The 18362-nt window shown below is 42.4% G+C and carries 21 protein-coding genes and 1 riboswitch; of the genes, 10 read left to right on the forward strand and 11 right to left on the reverse strand.

What is annotated here, in order from left to right; genetic code table 11:
- The first annotated feature begins 32 nt into the window (after positions 1–32).
- Together GOP56_RS19175 and GOP56_RS19180 are read left to right on the forward strand one after the other, a co-directional pair.
- Positions 33–1544 carry an aminotransferase-like domain-containing protein gene (locus tag GOP56_RS19175; RefSeq protein ID WP_022586280.1) on the forward strand — a complete coding sequence of 504 codons (1512 nt, stop codon included), beginning with the start codon at positions 33–35 and terminating at the stop codon, positions 1542–1544.
- Between the two features lie 47 nt (positions 1545–1591).
- Positions 1592–1819, forward strand: a complete 228-nt coding sequence (locus GOP56_RS19180) for a DUF1450 domain-containing protein (RefSeq protein WP_163246313.1) — start codon at positions 1592–1594, stop codon at positions 1817–1819.
- A 91-nt stretch (positions 1820–1910) separates the two neighbouring features.
- Here GOP56_RS19180 and GOP56_RS19185 read toward each other — a convergent pair whose 3' ends face one another.
- From GOP56_RS19185 to sspK, 4 genes are all read right to left on the reverse strand, one after another.
- Complete coding sequence (locus tag GOP56_RS19185) at positions 1911–3155, reverse strand: site-2 protease family protein (RefSeq protein WP_163246314.1); 1245 nt, start codon at positions 3153–3155, stop codon at positions 1911–1913.
- A gap of 66 nt (positions 3156–3221) precedes the next feature.
- Complete coding sequence (locus tag GOP56_RS19190) at positions 3222–3521, reverse strand: iron-sulfur cluster biosynthesis family protein (RefSeq protein WP_003335504.1); 300 nt, start codon at positions 3519–3521, stop codon at positions 3222–3224.
- A gap of 95 nt (positions 3522–3616) precedes the next feature.
- Positions 3617–3970 carry a DUF3905 domain-containing protein gene (locus tag GOP56_RS19195; RefSeq protein WP_163246315.1) on the reverse strand — a complete coding sequence of 118 codons (354 nt, stop codon included), beginning with the start codon at positions 3968–3970 and terminating at the stop codon, positions 3617–3619.
- A gap of 37 nt (positions 3971–4007) precedes the next feature.
- A complete protein-coding gene (sspK, locus tag GOP56_RS19200; protein WP_022586277.1) occupies positions 4008–4139 on the reverse strand; it encodes a small acid-soluble spore protein K in 132 nt (43 codons plus the stop codon).
- Between the two features lie 89 nt (positions 4140–4228).
- On the opposite strand from sspK, the gene GOP56_RS19205 reads away from it, so the two are divergent.
- Positions 4229–4507 carry a DUF3886 domain-containing protein gene (locus GOP56_RS19205; protein ID WP_003335502.1) on the forward strand — a complete coding sequence of 93 codons (279 nt, stop codon included), beginning with the start codon at positions 4229–4231 and terminating at the stop codon, positions 4505–4507.
- 212 nt (positions 4508–4719) lie between these two features.
- On the opposite strand, the gene GOP56_RS19210 is transcribed toward GOP56_RS19205, so the two are convergent.
- The 4 genes from GOP56_RS19210 to GOP56_RS19225 form a co-directional block, all read right to left on the reverse strand.
- Complete coding sequence (locus GOP56_RS19210; RefSeq protein ID WP_035319078.1) at positions 4720–5148, reverse strand: hypothetical protein; 429 nt, start codon at positions 5146–5148, stop codon at positions 4720–4722.
- A 203-nt stretch (positions 5149–5351) separates the two neighbouring features.
- Positions 5352–6542 (reverse strand): ABC transporter permease, encoded by a 1191-nt coding sequence (locus tag GOP56_RS19215; protein ID WP_096887958.1) that lies wholly within the window; start codon positions 6540–6542, stop codon positions 5352–5354.
- Positions 6539–7261 (reverse strand): ABC transporter ATP-binding protein, encoded by a 723-nt coding sequence (locus GOP56_RS19220; protein WP_022586554.1) that lies wholly within the window; start codon positions 7259–7261, stop codon positions 6539–6541. The genes GOP56_RS19215 and GOP56_RS19220 overlap by 4 nt, the downstream gene beginning before the upstream one ends.
- Before the next feature lie 14 nt (positions 7262–7275).
- Positions 7276–8541: an efflux RND transporter periplasmic adaptor subunit gene (locus GOP56_RS19225; RefSeq protein WP_163246316.1), complete on the reverse strand. Its 1266-nt coding sequence runs from the start codon at positions 8539–8541 to the stop codon at positions 7276–7278.
- 246 nt (positions 8542–8787) lie between these two features.
- Between GOP56_RS19225 and GOP56_RS19230 the strand changes: the two genes are divergently transcribed.
- The 4 genes from GOP56_RS19230 to GOP56_RS19245 all read left to right on the forward strand — a co-directional run bounded on the left by GOP56_RS19230 (position 8788) and on the right by GOP56_RS19245 (position 12576).
- Positions 8788–10146 (forward strand): glucose-6-phosphate isomerase, encoded by a 1359-nt coding sequence (locus GOP56_RS19230; RefSeq protein WP_163246317.1) that lies wholly within the window; start codon positions 8788–8790, stop codon positions 10144–10146.
- Positions 10147–10149: 3 nt separating this feature from the next.
- A complete protein-coding gene (locus GOP56_RS19235) occupies positions 10150–10380 on the forward strand; it encodes an excisionase family DNA-binding protein (protein ID WP_003335494.1) in 231 nt (76 codons plus the stop codon).
- 10 nt (positions 10381–10390) lie between these two features.
- A riboswitch (TPP riboswitch) is annotated at positions 10391–10502 on the forward strand.
- Positions 10503–10610: 108 nt separating this feature from the next.
- On the forward strand, positions 10611–11741 hold the full coding sequence (gene thiO, locus GOP56_RS19240; RefSeq protein ID WP_163246318.1) for a glycine oxidase ThiO: 1131 nt from the start codon (positions 10611–10613) through the stop codon (positions 11739–11741).
- A gap of 73 nt (positions 11742–11814) precedes the next feature.
- Positions 11815–12576 carry a DUF3888 domain-containing protein gene (locus GOP56_RS19245; protein ID WP_163246319.1) on the forward strand — a complete coding sequence of 254 codons (762 nt, stop codon included), beginning with the start codon at positions 11815–11817 and terminating at the stop codon, positions 12574–12576.
- A gap of 66 nt (positions 12577–12642) precedes the next feature.
- Here the strand turns inward: GOP56_RS19245 and GOP56_RS19250 are convergent, their stop codons facing one another.
- Positions 12643–13695: a glycosyl hydrolase family 18 protein gene (locus tag GOP56_RS19250; RefSeq protein WP_163246320.1), complete on the reverse strand. Its 1053-nt coding sequence runs from the start codon at positions 13693–13695 to the stop codon at positions 12643–12645.
- A 184-nt stretch (positions 13696–13879) separates the two neighbouring features.
- On the opposite strand from GOP56_RS19250, the gene GOP56_RS19255 reads away from it, so the two are divergent.
- The 3 genes from GOP56_RS19255 to GOP56_RS19265 all read left to right on the forward strand — a co-directional run bounded on the left by GOP56_RS19255 (position 13880) and on the right by GOP56_RS19265 (position 16204).
- On the forward strand, positions 13880–14293 hold the full coding sequence (locus GOP56_RS19255; RefSeq protein WP_003335489.1) for a YugN family protein: 414 nt from the start codon (positions 13880–13882) through the stop codon (positions 14291–14293).
- 121 nt (positions 14294–14414) lie between these two features.
- On the forward strand, positions 14415–15218 hold the full coding sequence (locus tag GOP56_RS19260) for an NAD kinase (RefSeq protein WP_371807975.1): 804 nt from the start codon (positions 14415–14417) through the stop codon (positions 15216–15218).
- Positions 15219–15328: 110 nt separating this feature from the next.
- Complete coding sequence (locus GOP56_RS19265) at positions 15329–16204, forward strand: Ig-like domain-containing protein (RefSeq protein ID WP_035318908.1); 876 nt, start codon at positions 15329–15331, stop codon at positions 16202–16204.
- A gap of 195 nt (positions 16205–16399) precedes the next feature.
- On the opposite strand, the gene GOP56_RS19270 is transcribed toward GOP56_RS19265, so the two are convergent.
- Positions 16400–17170 carry a cyclase family protein gene (locus GOP56_RS19270; RefSeq protein ID WP_121473439.1) on the reverse strand — a complete coding sequence of 257 codons (771 nt, stop codon included), beginning with the start codon at positions 17168–17170 and terminating at the stop codon, positions 16400–16402.
- Between the two features lie 111 nt (positions 17171–17281).
- Positions 17282–18154, reverse strand: a complete 873-nt coding sequence (locus GOP56_RS19275; protein ID WP_163246322.1) for an arylamine N-acetyltransferase — start codon at positions 18152–18154, stop codon at positions 17282–17284.
- Positions 18155–18362: the final 208 nt, after the last annotated feature.

The following is an 18362-nucleotide window of genomic DNA, read 5'->3' on the forward strand; positions in this document are numbered from 1 at the left end:
TAGATTTCTACTTAAACGCAGGGAGGAAGCATGTGAAGAAAAAAAGGAAACCAAGTATGGTAATAGGCTTGGGGGAATGGAGACCGAAACGGGATGACCCGATCCCTCTTTATCGCCAAATTGCGTCGTATATACGCGAAAAAATTAGTGCTGGTGAATGGCCAGTGGGTTATAAAATTCCGCCGGAGCGTACGCTAGCTCTTACCTTTAAAGTGAATCGCAGCACAGTGGTTGCAGCGGTTCAGGAATTGACTGCGGAGGGCTTAATTCAGGGGAGAAGTGGAAGCGGCACGATAGTCGTGCAACAGCCAGATCCATTTCCTACGCTTCACTGGCCTAGCTATGTGAATGCTGGTATGTTTCATCCTAACCTTCCTACCATTCAAGAGATTAATCGACTAGAATTCGTACCGAACATGATACGCTTAGGAACGGGAGAGCCATCTAGCGATCTATATCCTCATGCCAACATGAAACAGGTACTAGCTCAGGTGGCTGAAAAAATCCCTTCCCTTGGCTATGAAGAACCCAAAGGGCTGTACAAGCTCCGCAGGGAGGTCAGCAGACATTTAGCCAAAAAGGGTATAAATGTACCACCTTCATGTATTTTGATCGTCTCAGGGGCTTTACAGGGGCTACAATTAATTTCATTAGGCTTGATGAACCCTGGAGCAACCATGTTGATGGAAAAGCCCTCATATTTATATTCATTAAATCTATTACCATCTACGGGTATCCGAATGAAAGGGATTGAACTGGATGCACAAGGAATATCCCAGCGGGCTCTACTAGCAGGGATCCAGCAGCAGACGGCGCAGATGCTGTATACGATTCCTACTTTTCAAAATCCAACTGGTAAGGTATTAAGTGAGAGTGGCAGAGAGCAGTTGCTGAAGCTGTGCCAACAAGAGCGCATCGCTTTAATAGAAGACGATGTGTATTCGGATTTGTGGTTGGATGAAGAGCCGCCTTTACCGATTAAGGCGTTAGACCAAAAAGGGACTGTACTGTATGTAGGCAGTATGTCTAAAACGATCAGCCCCGGTTTGCGCATCGGATGGCTGGTGGCACCAGAAACAGTGATAGACCGTTTGGCTGACTTAAAGATGCAGACGGATTATGGGGCCAGCTCCCTCTCACAATGGACTGTGTATGAGTGGCTAGCAAGCGGATTGTACGAACAGCATTTACTTTATGTGAGAGAGCAGCTTCGAGCTAGAAGAGATTTTATGCTAGCTTTACTCGAACGATATTTTAATGATCTAGCTACCTGGTCTATTCCAGCAGGGGGGTTTTATATCTGGCTTTGCTTTTTACATGAGAAGATATCCATGCGTTCCTTGTTTAAAAGAGCCCAGCAGCAATCCATCCTATTAAATCCAGGTAATCTATATGATCCCCTGGATGATACCCATTTACGGCTCTCTTATTCGTATGCTAGCTACGAACAATTGGAATTCGGGATGAAGCAGTTGGCTCAAATCGTCAGGAACTTGGTGGAATGCCCACGAGGATGTTGCGACAATTACAAAAAACAGCTATAGTGATTACTGATACACTGGGCTTTCGTCTGTAGAAAGGAACATGTAGAATGTCAAATGATCTACGCATCTGTGATGAGTGCAAAGGATACAACGCCGAAGAATTCGCGGAACGGTTAAAAGAGATGGTTCCGGATGCGAAGGTAGAAATCGGCTGTCAAAATATGTGCGGTCATTGCTTAAAGCGAGCTTTTATTTATGCAAATGGACGTTGGTTTATTGGGAATAGTGAAGAAGAACTAGTAAAAAAAATGCAACCGCACATTAAAAGGAAATAATAGACCGATTGCTGTTCTCGGTCATTCCCCAAACAAAAAGACAAAATCTCTGCTTACAAGCAAGCGGTGATTTTGTCTTTTTTTCTACAAACTATGCTGTTTTCATTACCTGTCGCCATTCTAATAACATTTGATCAGAATAGAAGTAAAAAGCGGCTAACAGTCCGGCTAGCACTAGATAAGCAAGTAACACCTTCCAACGCGTAGCAGCGCTTGCTTCATAGTAACCAGCCTGGTGTTCCAGTTCTTTATTCATGTCAGCTAGCTTTAATTCCGTACTGGATATGGTGTGTTGTAAAATTCCCTGCTCAGCTTGGAACGTATCCTGCTCTGTTGGGGGAATATGATCCTCAGCATTTGCAGTGTGTTCAGAAACGGCCTGAGCTTCTGTAGCTGATGCAGTAGTATCGGAATATTGATTCCACTCATTCCGATATTGCTCTTGCTCGTGAGCGACTAATAACTCCCAGCGTTTTATGATAAATTGGCGATCAAGCTGGAGCTTCTTATAAGCCAATTTTTTCTCTTCCTGAAACAAAGGAAAAGTAAAGGGCTTTTTTGGCTGAGCTTTTTGCGTTTGCAGGTATAAACGTTGTAGATCGTATCTTTCCTGCGATGTAGGAGGCTCAACGATCCAACGCGAAAGCTCCTGATGAAGCTGCTCCCATTTATCACGTTCATATTGAAGCTGTTTATGTTTGTAATCGCTGGTAAGATGCGACCACCACGAAAACATCCCAAAGATGAAAATCAGCACGAGCATAGGACTTGGTGAAAAGAAGATAAAAGCTCCTAAAATAAGTAAACCTAAAAACCAAATATTAGGGGACAAAACTCCTACGATGCGGCCTCCATCTAGTGGAGAAACCGGAAGTAAATTAAATAGGTTAAGAATCGCTCCCAAATGAATGACTAATGCCCATAATGGGTCTTCTGTATAGATATATAGTGGGATGGCGGGCAAAAACGAGAGTAATCCTGCGAATGGTCCCCCATAGGCGAGAAAAGCTTCTGTTGTTGCATCGCGCGGCAATTCTTTTAACTGAATGAAAGCTCCAACAAAAGGAATAAACATGGGCAAGCCTGTATTAATTCCTTTGATCCGCGCGGCAATTACGTGTCCTAATTCATGAATAAAAACCAAGTAGATAAGGGCGACTGCAAATTTCCATCCAAATACAACAGCATAAAAATAAAGAGCAACTCCCATGCTGATAATGGTCCCTGTAAATTTAAATCCTTTCAAAAAGAGAAAAATAAATTTAAACTTTGTCAGTAAAAACAGCCCTATCGCTACTAAAATCGAACGATTTGCATTTTTGGATTTGGCGGACATGATTTGAATTCCTCCTGGAAATACGTGGTTTCTTTACTAATACGATTCAACATACAGAATGGTTTCCTAAGGTTGCAAACCCGGATTCGTAAACATAAAGCCGTATTCTCCTAACTGCTCATCATATGATAAGGTACCTCCATCAAAATACCAAAAATCACTGGGGCGAATCACGAAGCGCAGACCTGCTACTTCATAGAGGGCATCATCGGATTGAAGCTGATCCTTTTCTACAGCATAAAACAACCCCCCAGTACCTGGTCCAGAGGTTCTAACATACAGACGAATGGTTTCACCAGGGATAAACCCAGCATATTTTTGATATGCCTTTGAAAATTCAGGCGTTATTGTTAATTGAAGTTTCATTGAGATCGTTTCCTTTCTGGCATTCAATTGCTTTTGTTATTGTAGCATAAAAAACCAGCACCTTTCCTTGTTAGAAGAAGATGCTGGCTTTTATCTTAATCGGTGTGATAGCTTACGTCTTTATCCAAATGGGTAAACATGTCCTTTTTCTTCCGAAGCTGTTGTTTTTCCAGTAGCTCACGGTTTTCTCGGGTATTCCAGCCAATGTCATTGGTGGGATGTACCCATTCTGGACCTGACATGATAGCAGGGTCGACATCGCGGGACCAATTGTTTATCGGAGAATCGGCGGAATTATAGGCGCTATCCCCAATCATAATCCCGTATTGGTTAACAAAGGGAGCCTGCATGCTAATGTGTGCCTGCTTAAAGTCAGGCGCATTGATTTGATGCGGCAGTGTTTGATCAACAGCAAGTGGATTCCTATCTGCTGGAGGCTTGCTTTTCATAAAAAACCTCCTTTATGAACGTATTGTACCCTGCAAATTAGCGGTTTTCTTTCATCCGTTCTTGGGGCTCAGCATTAATTGAACCATTAGAGCGCACAGCCTCGGATCGTGATTTTGGACCTTGTATATCTGCGGTTTTTCCAAAGTCCTTTGATTTGTTTCGCACCATGTGAATCCCTCCAATGATTTTCTCGCTTGTAGTATGACCTAAAATGGTACAATAAATGAGAGATAAAGTTGGAAAGGTTGGTAGTCACTATGGCAAAAAAACGTGGGAATCGCACACAAAATCAAACGAAACCGGCACAGGATGCTTTGGCTTCGGATAAATCAGGAAATAGCTTTAAGGATTTGCTAGGCGAAAATGCTCTAAGTAAGTTAAAGCAAATGGAAAAGGAATTGAAGGAAGGAAAAGAAAAGCAGGCACGCGAAGAAGCGGAAAAACGCCGCAAAGAATTAGAGGAACGAGAGAAAAATAAAAGCTTCGGTGAGCTTTTAGCGGATTACGAAAAAAAAGGGGGCAGTAAGTACTCTTGAAACCAGAAGACCGACGACCAGACACCTCTAAAAATGGGATGATGAAAAAAAATACCCTAAAGGTGCGGGAAGAATCGATACGTGAGCGAGGACGCTCTATAGTAGATAGACTAAATGCTCGAAAAATGCGGTCAGAAGATCATAATAAATAGCACCTGTTTTGAGGAAAGAAAAAGGCCCGCACACTCGCGGGCCTTTTCATTATATTCGCATTAGCCAAAAATAATATGGCTTGGTTTTTGTGTTGGTGCTTCTTGTGTCGTCTCTGGAAGTACGTTTGGATAGAATTTTTTCACGGCTTCATTTCCAGATGCCGGAGCTACTTCTTGTGTTGGCAACATAGCTGGGTAGAACTTTTGAATAGTATTTGCTGCTGGCTGATCGGCTTGAGGTGCTACAGGTAACATAGCAGGGAAAAACTTGCTGAAGTTTGAATCCGTTACGTTGCTTTGTTGTTGAGTAGTTGGCAGAATTGCTGGAAAATACTTTTCGATCGATTTGTCCACTACGGGATCAGCTACGGTCTGAGCTGTGTTAGCAGGTAGTTTGAACAAATAATTTGCTTCTGCAGCAAATGCAGAGCTTACCATCAGTAATGATCCTACGGCAGCTACTCCTAGAGTCAACATAGCTTTTTTCATGTTAGTCCCTCTTTTCATGTCTCTCTTTTTAGTTTGACTGGTCAGTATAAATATCTATACATTTTTCATTTTAGTTAATTTATCCAATTTGTAAAGGGGTTTTATAAAAATTAAAATAATCTGTCAATTTATATAAAAAAACAGGCTGAAACCCTGAAGGGATCCAGCCTGTTACGTGGTTTATTTCGTACTTTCTCTTCCGATTATTCGTAACGCAATGCTTCAATTGGATCCAGCTTGGCTGCTTTGTTTGCCGGATAGATTCCAAAGAAGATCCCGATTGCACTAGAGAAGCCAAATGCGATCAGAATACTATCCCAGGATGTAACAGGAGGCATGCCTGCAAATGAGATAATAATCGAAGCTAACCCAAGTCCAAGACCTACCCCTACACCGCCACCAATTAAGCAGACAATAATGGATTCGATCAAAAATTGGGTCAGGATATCCCGTTTTTTGGCACCTAGGGCTTTTCGAATCCCGATTTCGCGTGTGCGCTCCGTTACGGAGACGAGCATGATGTTCATTACCCCGATACCGCCCACTAAAAGAGAAATTCCAGCGATAACCGAGAAGACCATTGTAAGCATGTCAAGCATCTTCGTGATCTCTTTTAGATCATCGGCGCTGTTTTTTATCGTGTAATGATCGGTATGCTTATGTACACGATTTAGATATTGCTTGGTAAAGTCCATCGCGGCTTGAATCGTAGCATTTGATTTGGCCTGAATATGGAACATGTTTACCGTTGCTTTTTCGTTATGGTTAAGATAGGTTCGTGCCGGCATGTACACCAGATCCTGCATGCCGCCGCCCATAAAGCCCTGCATATCATTTTTTAGAACCCCAATGACCACAAAGGAGGCATCTGACATGTAAATCCGATTTCCTACAGCATTTCCCTGAGGAAACAATTTATCTGCTAAGCCCTTGTCTAATACCACAACATCTCGCTGTTCTTTATCGTCATCTCTGGTGTAGAAACGACCCTTCTCAATCTTATAGCTCGAATTTACCTCTAATAAGTTGGCCGTTGTCCCATATACTTGAGCACTGATATCCTTTTTCTTATCCTTGATGGTTCCGCTACCGTAGATTTGAGCCATGACATTTTGAACGTAAGGATTAATTCTTTCCAGGGTAACGGCATCATCAATGGTCAAATCATCATCCTTGACAGGTTCTTCGGTCTCCCAGCTTACCATCGCGGTAAACTTAGCATCGGCTACATTTCCGAACTGACTTGTCATCATTTCTTTTCCGCCCTTACCCATTGTCATAATGGCAATGACGGAAGCGATGCCGATAATAATTCCTAGCATGGTTAAAATGGAACGCAATTTATTGGACCAAATACCATCTATAGCAATGCGAAAGCTTTCGATGAGGTTCATGTAGCGAACACCTCGTTTTCATCTGCGACAGCAAAGAGTCGTTCTTTTACTTTTTCATCCTTCATAATGACACCATCTTTAAAGACAACAATACGTTCTGCATGCTGGGCGGTATCCAATTCATGCGTAACCAGAATAATGGTAACTCCCTGTGCGTGCAATTCTTGGAAAATGGCCATAACCTCTCTAGTAGAACGGCTGTCCAGGTTTCCCGTTGGTTCATCCGCTAGCAAAATCGCCGGGCGATTCACGAGAGAACGGGCGATGGCTACACGTTGCTTTTGACCGCCGGACATCATAGGCGGCTTGTGTTCCATACGCTCTTTTAGCCCTACGCTAATGAGCGCTTCTTCTGCACGTTTTTTGCGTTCGCTTGCCGAGATGCCTGCATAGAGCATAGGCAATTCTACATTGCGAATCGCAGAAATACGCGGCAATAGATTAAATGCCTGAAAGACGAACCCAATTTTTTGGTTTCGAAGATCAGCTTGTTGATTTTCGTTTAAGGTAGTGACCTCTACTCCGTCCAGTACATAAGAACCGGAAGAGGGGCGATCCAAGCAACCCAGCATGTTCATAAAGGTGGATTTACCAGAACCAGAGGGCCCCATGATTGCGACGAATTCCCCTTTATTAACGGTAAAATTAACTCCTTTTAGGATGGGTAGCTCAGAATCACCGTTCATAAAGGTCTTACGAATATCAGTAACGGTTAGCATCTGTTTCCCTCCTTTTATACTGCTCCAGGTACGCCTGCTTCCATTGCCATTACAGGCATGCCTTCCATCAAATCAGCGGAAGGGCTGCTAATGACACTGTCTCCTTCATTTAGACCGCTTGTGATTTCTACATTCAAGTCACTTTCTGTACCGGTTTGTACGGGACGTTTTTTCGCCAGACCATTTTCTACGACCCAGACAAAGGAACCGCTTGGATCATTCACAACCGCTTGGAAAGGGACAACAAGAATGTTGTTTTTATTGGTGATCATAATATCCACATCGACATTAAAGCCAGGTTTTAGCACAGAGACAGCCTGATCCAATTCCAATGTGACATTTACTTTTGTTTTTCCTGTCGTTTCCCCTTTTTGAATCTTTGTAGCCAGCGGTGAAATACGGGTTACCGTAGCTGCTGCTTTTTCTTTGCCCATAGAAGTGCCGCTTACAAGTGCTTTTTGTCCCATTTGAAGCTCTTTTACATCTGATTCGTTAATATCTGCTACTACTTGTAATTTTGTCACATCACCCATCGTAATTATTTCTGTACCCTTCGTCACGGCTTGACCATTCTTAGCATCCACCTTTAAAACGGTACCGGAGAAAGGAGCCACCACGGTGGATTGAGAGCTTTGCTTCGCTAGCTCCGCTTTTTTTACCTGTAGCTGGTTAATCTGTGCTTGAACGGAAGCAATATCTGTGCTTTTTGGACCTTTTTTATTGAGGGCTAATTCGCTCTGGGACATTTTAAGAGATGATTGCGCTTGGGATAATGAGTCCTTAGCCTTGTCCAAATCAGTGGCAGGAGAAGCACCAGCCTCTACCAATTGTTTGGTACGGTTGTATTCCTTCTCGGCAGAGTCAACCTTTTCTTTCTCTTGACGAACGCGTTCTTCCTGTTGGGCAATCGTTTCAGGTTCTTTGCCTGATTTAACACGATTTAGTTCAGCATGCTGCGAAGCGATTTGCGCATCAATGGATGCCATTTCGCTTGATAGATCGGTAACATCTATACGAGCAATGACTTGATTTGCTGTAACCTTGTCCCCTTCTTGTACGTTAAATTGCAGCAAGGTCCCATTATTTGGGGAGAAAAGCGTAACCTCTTGCTTTGCTTTAACCATTCCTGATGCCATTACTTTGTTTTCAATGCTTCCTTTTACAACAGGAATGACGGAAACAGGAAGGCCTGTTGCGTCGACAGCGGTCAATTTCAAATAACCATAGGCGCCGGCGACTAGTACTCCAGCTGCAATAACACCCCACCAACGTTTCTTCATAATAGCCTCCTTAAAAAATTTGTTTACAATGGATTTACGCATCAACTGCTAAATGGTTACAAAAATTTATGTTAAATCAGTAAAACGTAAGGAATAACATTATTATAATAATATTTAGAAGAGACTGATTTTGAAATTGACGTGATTCCGTTAAATTCTGCGTGATAGAATAGAGAGGATATCGCGTACAATAATAAACATCAGTTTATTATTAGTTGTGCAACTTACGATTCAGGGGGTATTATCGTGACAAAAGCGATCCGTTTTAGTTATGACAAAGCATTGCCATTCGTTTCCGAACACGAAATGAAGCATTTAGAAGCGGCTGTAGGGATAGCGCATCAACAATTACATGAGGGTACAGGTGCAGGTAGCGATTATCTAGGCTGGGTAGACCTACCGGATACATATGATAAAGAAGAATACGCACGTATTAAAGCGGCGGCAGAAAAAATCAAGGCTGATTCTGATGTATTGCTCGTTATTGGTATCGGAGGCTCCTACCTTGGAGCTAAGGCAGTAATTGATGTACTAGGGCATACATTCTATAACTCTTTAACAAAAGAACAGCGCAAAGCACCTGAGATTTATTTCGTGGGTAATAATATTAGCCCTGTCTATTTGACTCACCTTATGCAGGTTATTGAAGGCAAGGAGGTTTCGGTCAACATTATTTCTAAATCCGGAACCACTACAGAGCCAGCTATCGCTTTCCGTATTTTCCGTGAGTTCATGGAGAAAAAGTATGGCAAGGAAGAAGCGCGTAAACGCATTTACGCAACAACAGATAAAGCGCGCGGGGCTTTGAAGCAAGTAGCGAACGAAGAAGGTTATGAGAGCTTCGTTATTCCAGATAATGTTGGTGGACGCTTCTCTGTTTTAACAGCAGTAGGATTGTTGCCTATCGCTGTATCAGGTGCAGATATCGATGCCTTGATGAGTGGGGCACAGGCAGCTCGTCAGCGCTATATGAATCCAGCTCTTGAAGAAAATGAATGCTATCAATATGCTGCTATCCGCAATTGCTTATTACGTAAAGGGAAGCAAATTGAGATGCTAGTAAGCTACGAACCTCAATTCCATTATTTTAATGAATGGTGGAAGCAGTTGTTTGGAGAGTCTGAAGGGAAGGATGGTCGCGGAATCTTCCCGGCTGCTGCTGATTTCTCTGCTGACCTTCATTCTATGGGGCAATTTATTCAAGACGGCTCGCGCAATTTGTTTGAAACGGTGCTTTCCGTTGCACAACCGGCGACTGACGTTGAAATCATGCAGGATGCCGCTAATTTAGATGGCTTGAACTTCCTTAGTGGAAAAGGCATGGATTTTGTTAACAAAAAGGCAATGGAAGGCACGATGTTAGCGCACATGGACGGCGGCGTTCCTAACCTTGTAGTTGAATTGCCTGAGCTATCAGCGTATCATATTGGTGAGCTTCTTTATTTCTTTGAAAAAGCATGCGGCATCAGCGGTTATCTGCTAGGTGTGAACCCATTTGATCAGCCTGGCGTAGAGGCTTATAAAGCGAACATGTTCGCACTTCTTGGTAAGCCAGGTTTTGAAAAGCAGAAGGCTGAGCTGGAGGCCCGCTTAAAAGGACAGTAAACCATGTATTTAACTGTAAAGGAAACAGCTGCTTATCTGGATATGCCTGAATGGTTTATACGAGAAAAGATAGCGGAGAGACGTATCCGTGCCGTCCATAATGGTGAGGACTACTTTATTAATAAGGAGCAGTTTACTTATCATATGGAGGAGCTAGAGAGACTGAAGGCTTTTGAAGAGGCGGAAAAATTCGAGCCAATTCCTGAAAGCTATGATTACAAGGACGAAGATTAATAATTTCACATTGATCTACTGGGGGAGTCCTAACTTGCAGGGCTGAGAGGACAGAGCGTGTCTGTTGACCCTTTTTACCTGATCCAGGTCATGCTGGCGAAGGGAAGTGGTTAGATTTGGTGTTAAGTGATTTCCCACTTTTCCTACGCGGAGAAGTGGGTTTTTTCATTTCTTTGTGTAGAGAGCCAATCGATTCCCCACTCAGTAGATACGAGAAAGGGTGAAGAACAATGAAAAGCTGTTCAGACATCATTGTGATTGGCGGAGGAATTATTGGTTTGGCGATTGCCACGGAACTTGCTCATGTAGGCATGACGGTTACTCTCATCGAAAAGGGAGTGTTTGGAGGGGAGGCATCCGTTGCAGCGGCGGGAATGCTTGCTCCTTTAAAGGAATTTACGAAGCCAGGGCCACTTCTTGACATGGGAATACGTTCATTGGAGCTATATAAGAATTGGGTGCTTGAACTGAAGGAGGCTACCGGCATTGATTGCCAGCTATCTACAGCAGGTATTTTGACAGTAGCCATGACCGACATGGAGGAGGAGTGGTTGCAGGAGCGCTACCAGTGGCAAAAGTCTGAAGGTTATGATATCCGATTGTTGTCTGGAAAAGAAGTGCAGAAACAAGAGCCACATCTATCAAAAATGGTACGCCAAGCCATCTATTCTCCACACGAGGCTGACATCAATAACCGTCTGTTAGTAGAAGCCCTAGTGATACAGGCCAAAAACCGACATGTTCGTTTATTCCAAAATACTGCTGTAATCAGATTAAAGCATACTGGAAGGAAAATGACTGGCGTTGTAACAGAGAAAGGGGAGCTGGAAGCTAATCACGTGATTGTAGCAGCCGGGGCGTGGACTGCTGATATCTTACGTCAGGTGGGAGTGGATGTACCTGTCTATCCAGTAAGGGGACAAATCGCGGCGGTTGATTCGAATCATTTGCCTCTTTCCCATGTAGTCTTTGGAAAAAACGGCTATCTAGTGCCTAAGCAGGATAGACGAATTATTGTTGGAGCTACAGAAGATTTAGCCGGCTTTGATCGCTCTTCCACTGTTTATGGTGTTTCGAAAGTATTAACGGGGGCAATGTCAATTGTACCAGCGATTTCCGAAGCTCCATTTTTACAGGCTTGGGCAGGATTACGGCCTGCTACGGCTGATGGACATCCTATTTTAGGGCCAGTTCCAAACTGGAGTGGGCTAACGCTAGCCTGCGGACACTACCGGAATGGAATCCTGTTAGCGCCGATTACGGCGAAGCTGATCGCCGAATATGCCAGTTCAGATGAAACAGAGCATATGAATCTTTTCTTGCCTAATAGGTTCAGTCTTGTTTCGTCCGAGGAAAAATGAGGAGAAGGCGCTCACCCTTTTCATAAAGCATGGGAGTTTGAGGAAGGTTAACAGAAAAAGGAGATGATCGCAGATGAAGCAATGGGCAAATAGATGGCAGCATATGGCGATAGTTGCTTTTACTGTGCTTCTGTTTACTGTATCTACCTCTTCAGAGATCGCATGGGCTCAACTACCATCTCCTGTACCTTCTGATCCGATACAAGGAGCTCTTATTTTGACGATGAATCCCCATGTAATCAAAGCAATCACTGACTACTATGGTTATCCACGAGCCTATGATCTATCCTCAGCCAAGGTGGTAGGTGTCTCTCGTCTAACCAATCAGCCTCATTCCTTTGAAGCTGTTTTTCAGGTGAAAACCTATGAGAGAAATCATTCACCGCCTTTTGCAATTGAAACGATTAAGCTTGCAGTACACCCAAACGGGGTACAATTGACTGGATATTCTCATCAAGGCGACGAGTGGGAGGAAAAGCGCAAGGTGGAGGAGCAACAGGTACAAAAGGAATTTGAGGATTACTTTCAAATAAAACTGGCTGGCTATCAGCAAATCGGATATTACCAAATTGCTCACCAATATCGCGATGATCCTGATCATGCCTTACTCTTGCTGAATCAGGAATTGCTCTCCCAAAAAGAAGCGATTCAAAAGCAAGTTTATCTATTGCCTATGACCTTTCTTGGTAAACGGGACGGCTACATCTTGTATAAGCGACCAGATGGGCGGCAGATCGTCTATTTTCTGCTGAAGGAGCTAGGGACCTGGAAGCTGGATAAGATGAAGCATGTACCTAGTAAGGAAGTGTCGAAAGTCAGCTTGGCATTCGTATAGAATAGCTCAAAAGCCGTCAGCAACTTGAAATGCTGACGGCTTTTGGAATGGAAAAACCAGTTTCATTTATGACTTAGGAAGAAGCGCCGTCCAAAAAGTGTCATTCTCATATCCGAGGCGCCAAACGGCAAAGCCAGCCAGCTTGTACTTTAGAGCCAAGCTACGTTTAGCGGCGATACTATATTCATTCTCATACCAAAGGGTATGCCAAACGCCGTTTTTCATATAGTGCAGATAGGGCGATTTATATGTATCATGCCATGCTGGAACGGCTTGATTTTCCTTAATGATGGCAGGTATATTACGAAAGCTGATTGCCCTTTTTTTCTCGGTACTCCACTCGTAGCCATAGCTTGGAATACCCATTAATAACTTATAGGCTGGTACTTGAGAGACGCTATAGCGTATAACATCCTCCACCCAATTGTAGGAGGCAACTGGACCTTCCTCTGACCAAGTTCCATGCTCATCATACGTCATTAGTTGAAGATAGTCGGCCTTGGCACCCAGTGCTTTTAAATCAAAGCCATATACCCAGAAGATAGCAGGGTCATCGTTTGTTTTAGCAGGCACAGAGACGATTAATTGCTTTTTAATCGCATGAAGCTGGTCTGCTAAGCTTCCAACGAACGAGGAATAGGCCTGACGATCTTCGGCCGGAACATTTTCAAAATCAAGATTAGCACCTGACAATTGATTTTGCTGTACGGTGGTAAGGACTTGTTGGATAAAACGCGCTTTATAGTCCTTGTTGGCCAGGATCGAATGGACGATTTCCTTATCAAATAATTTTTTCCCATGATTCGTAATGACTAAAAAGCTGCCCTTTTTTGTATCTTTCGTTAACTGTAACGCTGTTTTAGGCAGGTCTCCTACCAAATAGCCTTCCTTGGTAGCATTGTAGTTAAAGAAGGCGACGTCAGAGATTCTATCCTGGTAATGATGCAGGGAGGTATAGGCGGCTAAATCACCTGGATAATTTTCGGCATAATAGCTAACTACCTTTTGTGTAGCCGTTACCTTTGGAGCTGCCGATACATTTGAGCCGGTGGCTGCTTCTAGCTGGCTTCCTCCGAGCGTAATTGAAAGTAGCGATAGTGTTAGCAAGATTCGTTTCACAAAAATAAAATTCCTTTCCGAGTAGGTACATGTTGTAAATTGATGATTTCTTCTTGTCCTTCCCTTTCGACACAGAGCATTGAATTCCTTTAAAAGTTACTGATGGTAAATGATGGATGCTAATTAAATCAAAGTGATTTGGAGAAGGCTATACGGATAAGAAGAAAGGAAAGGGGTAGCTTCGATGAAACAAATAGCAAGTCAAATTGAAGGGAAACAAGCGACATACGGTGATCTTATGGAGACGTTGGGGAAAGAAGGCTTTACTTTGTCCAATTGGGAATATAGAAGTGGCTTCTTGGATCGCAAGCTCGATGATAAAGGCATGGTGTTCTTACGTTTACCTGTACAGGTAGTGAGCGGCGAGCTGGATCAGCCTCAAGCTGTTTTACGCTTTGAACAACCATTTGTCCTGAAGCATATCTACCAAACCGGATCTGATGATGATACTGATTATGCAGCCGCTTCGGTCGTTTCCTCTATGTTTAATCAGTTTCAAGAACCCATTAATAAAGATGCGGATATAGAATCGACATACATTGTACAGGCTGAAGAACTGTTGAATAGATTAGAGCAGACGATATTTGCGGGAGAATGAGGAAAAGAGAAATTCTCGACCTTTTGTAAAATAGTTGTTAACTCATTTGCTGATAGCTACTTGCAATAGTATGATGAATATGAAATCAAGGTTATCGCAAAAGAGAAAGGATTTTAACGAAATGAAAATCGCAACGGTTTTACGTAATGATGATCATACACGTCAGGTGGATATAAGGTTGCGTGAAAAGCTGGCTGCTTCCACTTCGCGTTCCTATCGTTTTTTAGGTGCCAATAGTCAAGAAAAACCGGATATGGTTTTGTCTATTGGAGGTGATGGAACCATGCTGGAAGCTGTTCATCAATATGGATTCGAGCCGCATTATATTGGGATTCATACGGGCCATTTGGGATTTTATGCGGACTGGCATCCTGATCAATTGGATGAATTTGCTGAGGCCTTGGAACAGGTAGACCCTTTAATAGCCGAATACCCAACTGTTTCCTGTCAAATTCGCACCAAGGATGGACAGCTATTGGAGAAGTGGGCACTAAATGAACTAGTCATTCGCAATGCCAGCCTTTCTTCCTTGGTAGTCTCCGTTTTTATTAATGAGCAAGAATTTGAACATTTTCGCGGAGACGGTCTTATTATTTCATCGCCTTCAGGTAGCACTGCTTATAATAAAGCGGTGGATGGTGCCTTGCTGCATCCTTCCCTAGAGGCAATCCAGCTAGCAGAAATTGCTTCCATCAATAATCAATCCTATCGGACGATAAACAGCGCACTAGTTTTACCTAAGCACCATCAGGTAGAGCTGATTATTATGAATCCTGAAATCATGCTTGGCATGGATCGAGAGCAGGGCGTTTGGAAAAATGTTGATTCAATCACCTGTCGTGTTGGTCCTCAAAAGGTCAAATTTGCTCGATACAAGCGACTAACCTTTTGGGATCGTGTGCGTAAAGCTTTTATTCATGGTTAATATTACAAAAAATTGGTTTTTGGTCTTTACAAGTTCCCCTTCTTTGCCGATATAATTATATGAGATATCAATTTCATTTACGTTAATATAGTTAGAGGATGGGTGAACGAATGAGAAAGAATAGGTTTTATAAGATATTTGGATTGGGTTTAGCTATTTGTATGGCCTTTGGCATGCCGACTACTTCCGTTTTGGAAGCCGCAACCAAGCCTGCAACCAAGCCTGCCGAGAAGGTTCTGTCTTCTTTGAAGATTTCAGCCAATACTCTGGCACTTGAAGCAGGAAACACGAAATCACTTACTCTAAGTGCACAATACACAGTAGGAAGACCTGTTTCTGTCACTTCCAAGGCAGCTTGGAGTACGTCAAACAGTTCGGTAGCAACTGTTACTAACGGTAGAGTAAAAGCTGTAGGAGCAGGAACAGCGGTAATTACAGCCAGCTATATGGGTAAATCAGTTACCACGTCTGTAACGGTATCCAAAAAGCTGAAAGTATTGGAAGTAAGCTCGAAAAAAGTGGATTTGCTTCGAAATGATTCGAAAAAAGTTTCTGTGACAGCTGTTTATACGGATTCTTCCAAGGAAAATGTTACAGATAAAGTAACTTGGCAGGTAAAAGGTAATGCAGTTACTGTTGATAAAGGATTAATTAAACCAAAAGAAGCGGGTTCGGCTACGGTAACAGCAAGCTTTGGTAACAAAAAGGCAACTGTAAGCGTACAAGTCGACCAAATGAATAAATTGTTGGTTACGACACAGCAGCTACACCTGTTCAAAGACGATGATGATTTTGAAATAAAAGCTACTGCTATCTACAAAGCAGGATCAAACGAGGATGTTACCTCTAAAGCAACATGGACAAGCACGAATACGGATATTGTAACAGTTAAAAACGGAAAAATTATTCCGCGCAAGGCTGGTAAAGCAATTGTTAAGGTGAAATTCGGTAACAAGAACGTAAACATCACCGTGAATGTTTACTAAGAAGAGCATCTCGATAAAGTAAAAAAGCATCCCCTTTACATTACCTGTGTGAGTAGCACAACGGTAAGCGGTAAAGGGGATTTTTCATGGGCAATAAATAAACCTCAGTCCAGCAAATGGGACTAAGGCTATTTGAGATTGAGTAGTCAATTTTTTGGAATAAGTACCTTCATATCCTTTGGTCTTTTGTCGTATCTACGGGGTTTCAATAATCGCTACAGGCCTTGTCCAAGCTCCACTTGCTTTGTCGATTTTAATGGGAAAACAACTGATTTTGAAGCCATAAGGTGTCGGGATTTTATCTAGGTTAGCAAGCTTTTCGATTTGGCAATATTCTTTATCTCTTCCAACGTAATGAGCTGCCCAGAGAAGTCCTTCCCGTGGCTTTTGCTTGTAATTCGCAGCTTGAATAGTAAGAGGGATGTCCCAGCCCCAGCCGTCAGTACCCATGACCTTGATTCCTTGCTCAATAAGCCAGCGAGTTGCTTCGGCAGATACGCCAACATGAATGTAAGCATAGTTGTCATCCATCATTTTTTTATCAGCATCGGAACGAATTAACACAATATCGTATGGTTTTAGCTGATAATCCATTTCCTTTAGCTTTTGAATCAGGTCATTCGTCGTAATTTCATAACCGGATTCCTTGTCACTAAAATCAAATACAACACCGTCTGCAAAAAACCATTCTAGTGGTAGCTCATCAATGGTTTTGGAAGGTTGACCTTCTGAAGTCGGCCAGTAATGCCAAGGGGCGTCAACATGTGTTCCTGAATGAGTATTTGCGGTCACTGTCTCCGTTGCCCAAGCTTTTTTCTCTGGAAAGTCTCCAGGCTCAAGACCTAGGATATGAGCTGCCTGAATGGCACCTTCCTCGTGGGAGGAATAATCAATTTTTGCCGGTAACGGCTCTTTTATGTTGGGACTTAGAGTAACGCTTAAATCAATAAATTGTGGTTTAGCCATAAAATCCTCCTCTGGTCACAGCTTTTCAAATGTTTTTCTACAAGAATATGTGTGGAAAATGATCCTACTATTTTTTCCTCCATTTGACAATGACGACACGGTGAATTATGTTTAAACCAAATTATTTTGTTGCTTTTCTATCTTTTTTTCAAAGATGTTAATTCCTAATTCAGCAAGAACCTCGACAGCTTCTCTTACAGGTAATCTGGGGAGCTTGAATTCCTCCTGTAAGACCTTCTCTATCTCTTCCGTATTAGACAGAAGTATAAGCTGTTCATTCCCGCTTTCATCTACAATACTAAATTCATTATTGTGAATCGTTACCTTCCGATGTTGATCTAGCTGGAATAATTGAATGAATAATAGAGACATAAATTTTCTGTCTAGATCAAATGATTTTGCCACCGTATTATTAAAGTAGATCAGGTTTTTCGTGACAGTTGGGTCAAACGTCCAGTCCTGTTCGGTTAATTGATTTTTAACGTACCGGTTGTAGAGATAGCGTCCCGGATTTTTTGTATCTGCAACTAAACGAACGCCAATATCAGCGTATTCACTGCAATTGTCCGGGTTGCGTATAAAATCAACGGGTGTAAAAAAAGGAGCAGCAGAAGCACAATCTACATATAAAGGTATGCCTGGTTCCTCAGGATGATCAACCAGAATAGCAATATGTGTTTGGCCAACAGGAAGTAATTTTGCTGAGAATCCAAGCTCTAATAAAAGCTGCTGCAACGTTGAATTAAGCACGTAGCATGTTCCACCAAATTGCATGGTATAGAGGTGCAGAGTAACAATATCTAACGGGGGAATGTAGAAGTTGTTTTGGTTATATTCTCGATAGTAAATCAGCTTACTAATATTTTCAAAAGGTACTGTTGATAGGTGATTACGACAAATTTTTTGGAGAAATTGGTAGGAAGGCTTTTCTTGTTTCAGGTGTATTTTATGCAAATAAGACTCAGCCCACGTTGGTAATTTCATAGCGATTACCCCCTTCATTTTAAAATCAATAGATTATTTTCTGGTAGGTGTCAAATAGTATTTTAATTGTAAATATTTAGATAAAAATGAGCAAGGAATTTATGTCCGGATAGCTTGCAGTCTCATGAGGTATTCCTTGATTTCATACGCAAAAGCATTAGGGTAAAGGTTATCCAATTTATTACTTTATTGTAACAAATGATTTTGA

The organism is Brevibacillus sp. 7WMA2 (genome assembly GCF_010748895.1).
Lineage (GTDB): Bacteria > Bacillota > Bacilli > Brevibacillales > Brevibacillaceae > Brevibacillus_B > Brevibacillus_B halotolerans.

Coding starts and splice junctions, on each gene's coding strand:
- GOP56_RS19180 (WP_163246313.1), top strand. CDS start 1,592: ATGTCAAATGATCTACGCATCTGTGATGAGTGCAAAGGATACAACGCC.
- GOP56_RS19185 (WP_163246314.1), bottom strand. CDS start 3,155: ATGTCCGCCAAATCCAAAAATGCAAATCGTTCGATTTTAGTAGCGATA.
- GOP56_RS19190 (WP_003335504.1), bottom strand. CDS start 3,521: ATGAAACTTCAATTAACAATAACGCCTGAATTTTCAAAGGCATATCAA.
- GOP56_RS19195 (WP_163246315.1), bottom strand. CDS start 3,970: ATGAAAAGCAAGCCTCCAGCAGATAGGAATCCACTTGCTGTTGATCAA.
- sspK (WP_022586277.1), bottom strand. CDS start 4,139: ATGGTGCGAAACAAATCAAAGGACTTTGGAAAAACCGCAGATATACAA.
- GOP56_RS19205 (WP_003335502.1), top strand. CDS start 4,229: ATGGCAAAAAAACGTGGGAATCGCACACAAAATCAAACGAAACCGGCA.
- GOP56_RS19210 (WP_035319078.1), bottom strand. CDS start 5,148: ATGAAAAAAGCTATGTTGACTCTAGGAGTAGCTGCCGTAGGATCATTA.
- GOP56_RS19215 (WP_096887958.1), bottom strand. CDS start 6,542: ATGAACCTCATCGAAAGCTTTCGCATTGCTATAGATGGTATTTGGTCC.
- GOP56_RS19220 (WP_022586554.1), bottom strand. CDS start 7,261: ATGCTAACCGTTACTGATATTCGTAAGACCTTTATGAACGGTGATTCT.
- GOP56_RS19225 (WP_163246316.1), bottom strand. CDS start 8,541: ATGAAGAAACGTTGGTGGGGTGTTATTGCAGCTGGAGTACTAGTCGCC.
- GOP56_RS19235 (WP_003335494.1), top strand. CDS start 10,150: ATGTATTTAACTGTAAAGGAAACAGCTGCTTATCTGGATATGCCTGAA.
- thiO (WP_163246318.1), top strand. CDS start 10,611: ATGAAAAGCTGTTCAGACATCATTGTGATTGGCGGAGGAATTATTGGT.
- GOP56_RS19245 (WP_163246319.1), top strand. CDS start 11,815: ATGAAGCAATGGGCAAATAGATGGCAGCATATGGCGATAGTTGCTTTT.
- GOP56_RS19255 (WP_003335489.1), top strand. CDS start 13,880: ATGAAACAAATAGCAAGTCAAATTGAAGGGAAACAAGCGACATACGGT.
- GOP56_RS19260 (WP_371807975.1), top strand. CDS start 14,415: ATGAAAATCGCAACGGTTTTACGTAATGATGATCATACACGTCAGGTG.
- GOP56_RS19265 (WP_035318908.1), top strand. CDS start 15,329: ATGAGAAAGAATAGGTTTTATAAGATATTTGGATTGGGTTTAGCTATT.
- GOP56_RS19270 (WP_121473439.1), bottom strand. CDS start 17,170: ATGGCTAAACCACAATTTATTGATTTAAGCGTTACTCTAAGTCCCAAC.
- GOP56_RS19275 (WP_163246322.1), bottom strand. CDS start 18,154: ATGAAATTACCAACGTGGGCTGAGTCTTATTTGCATAAAATACACCTG.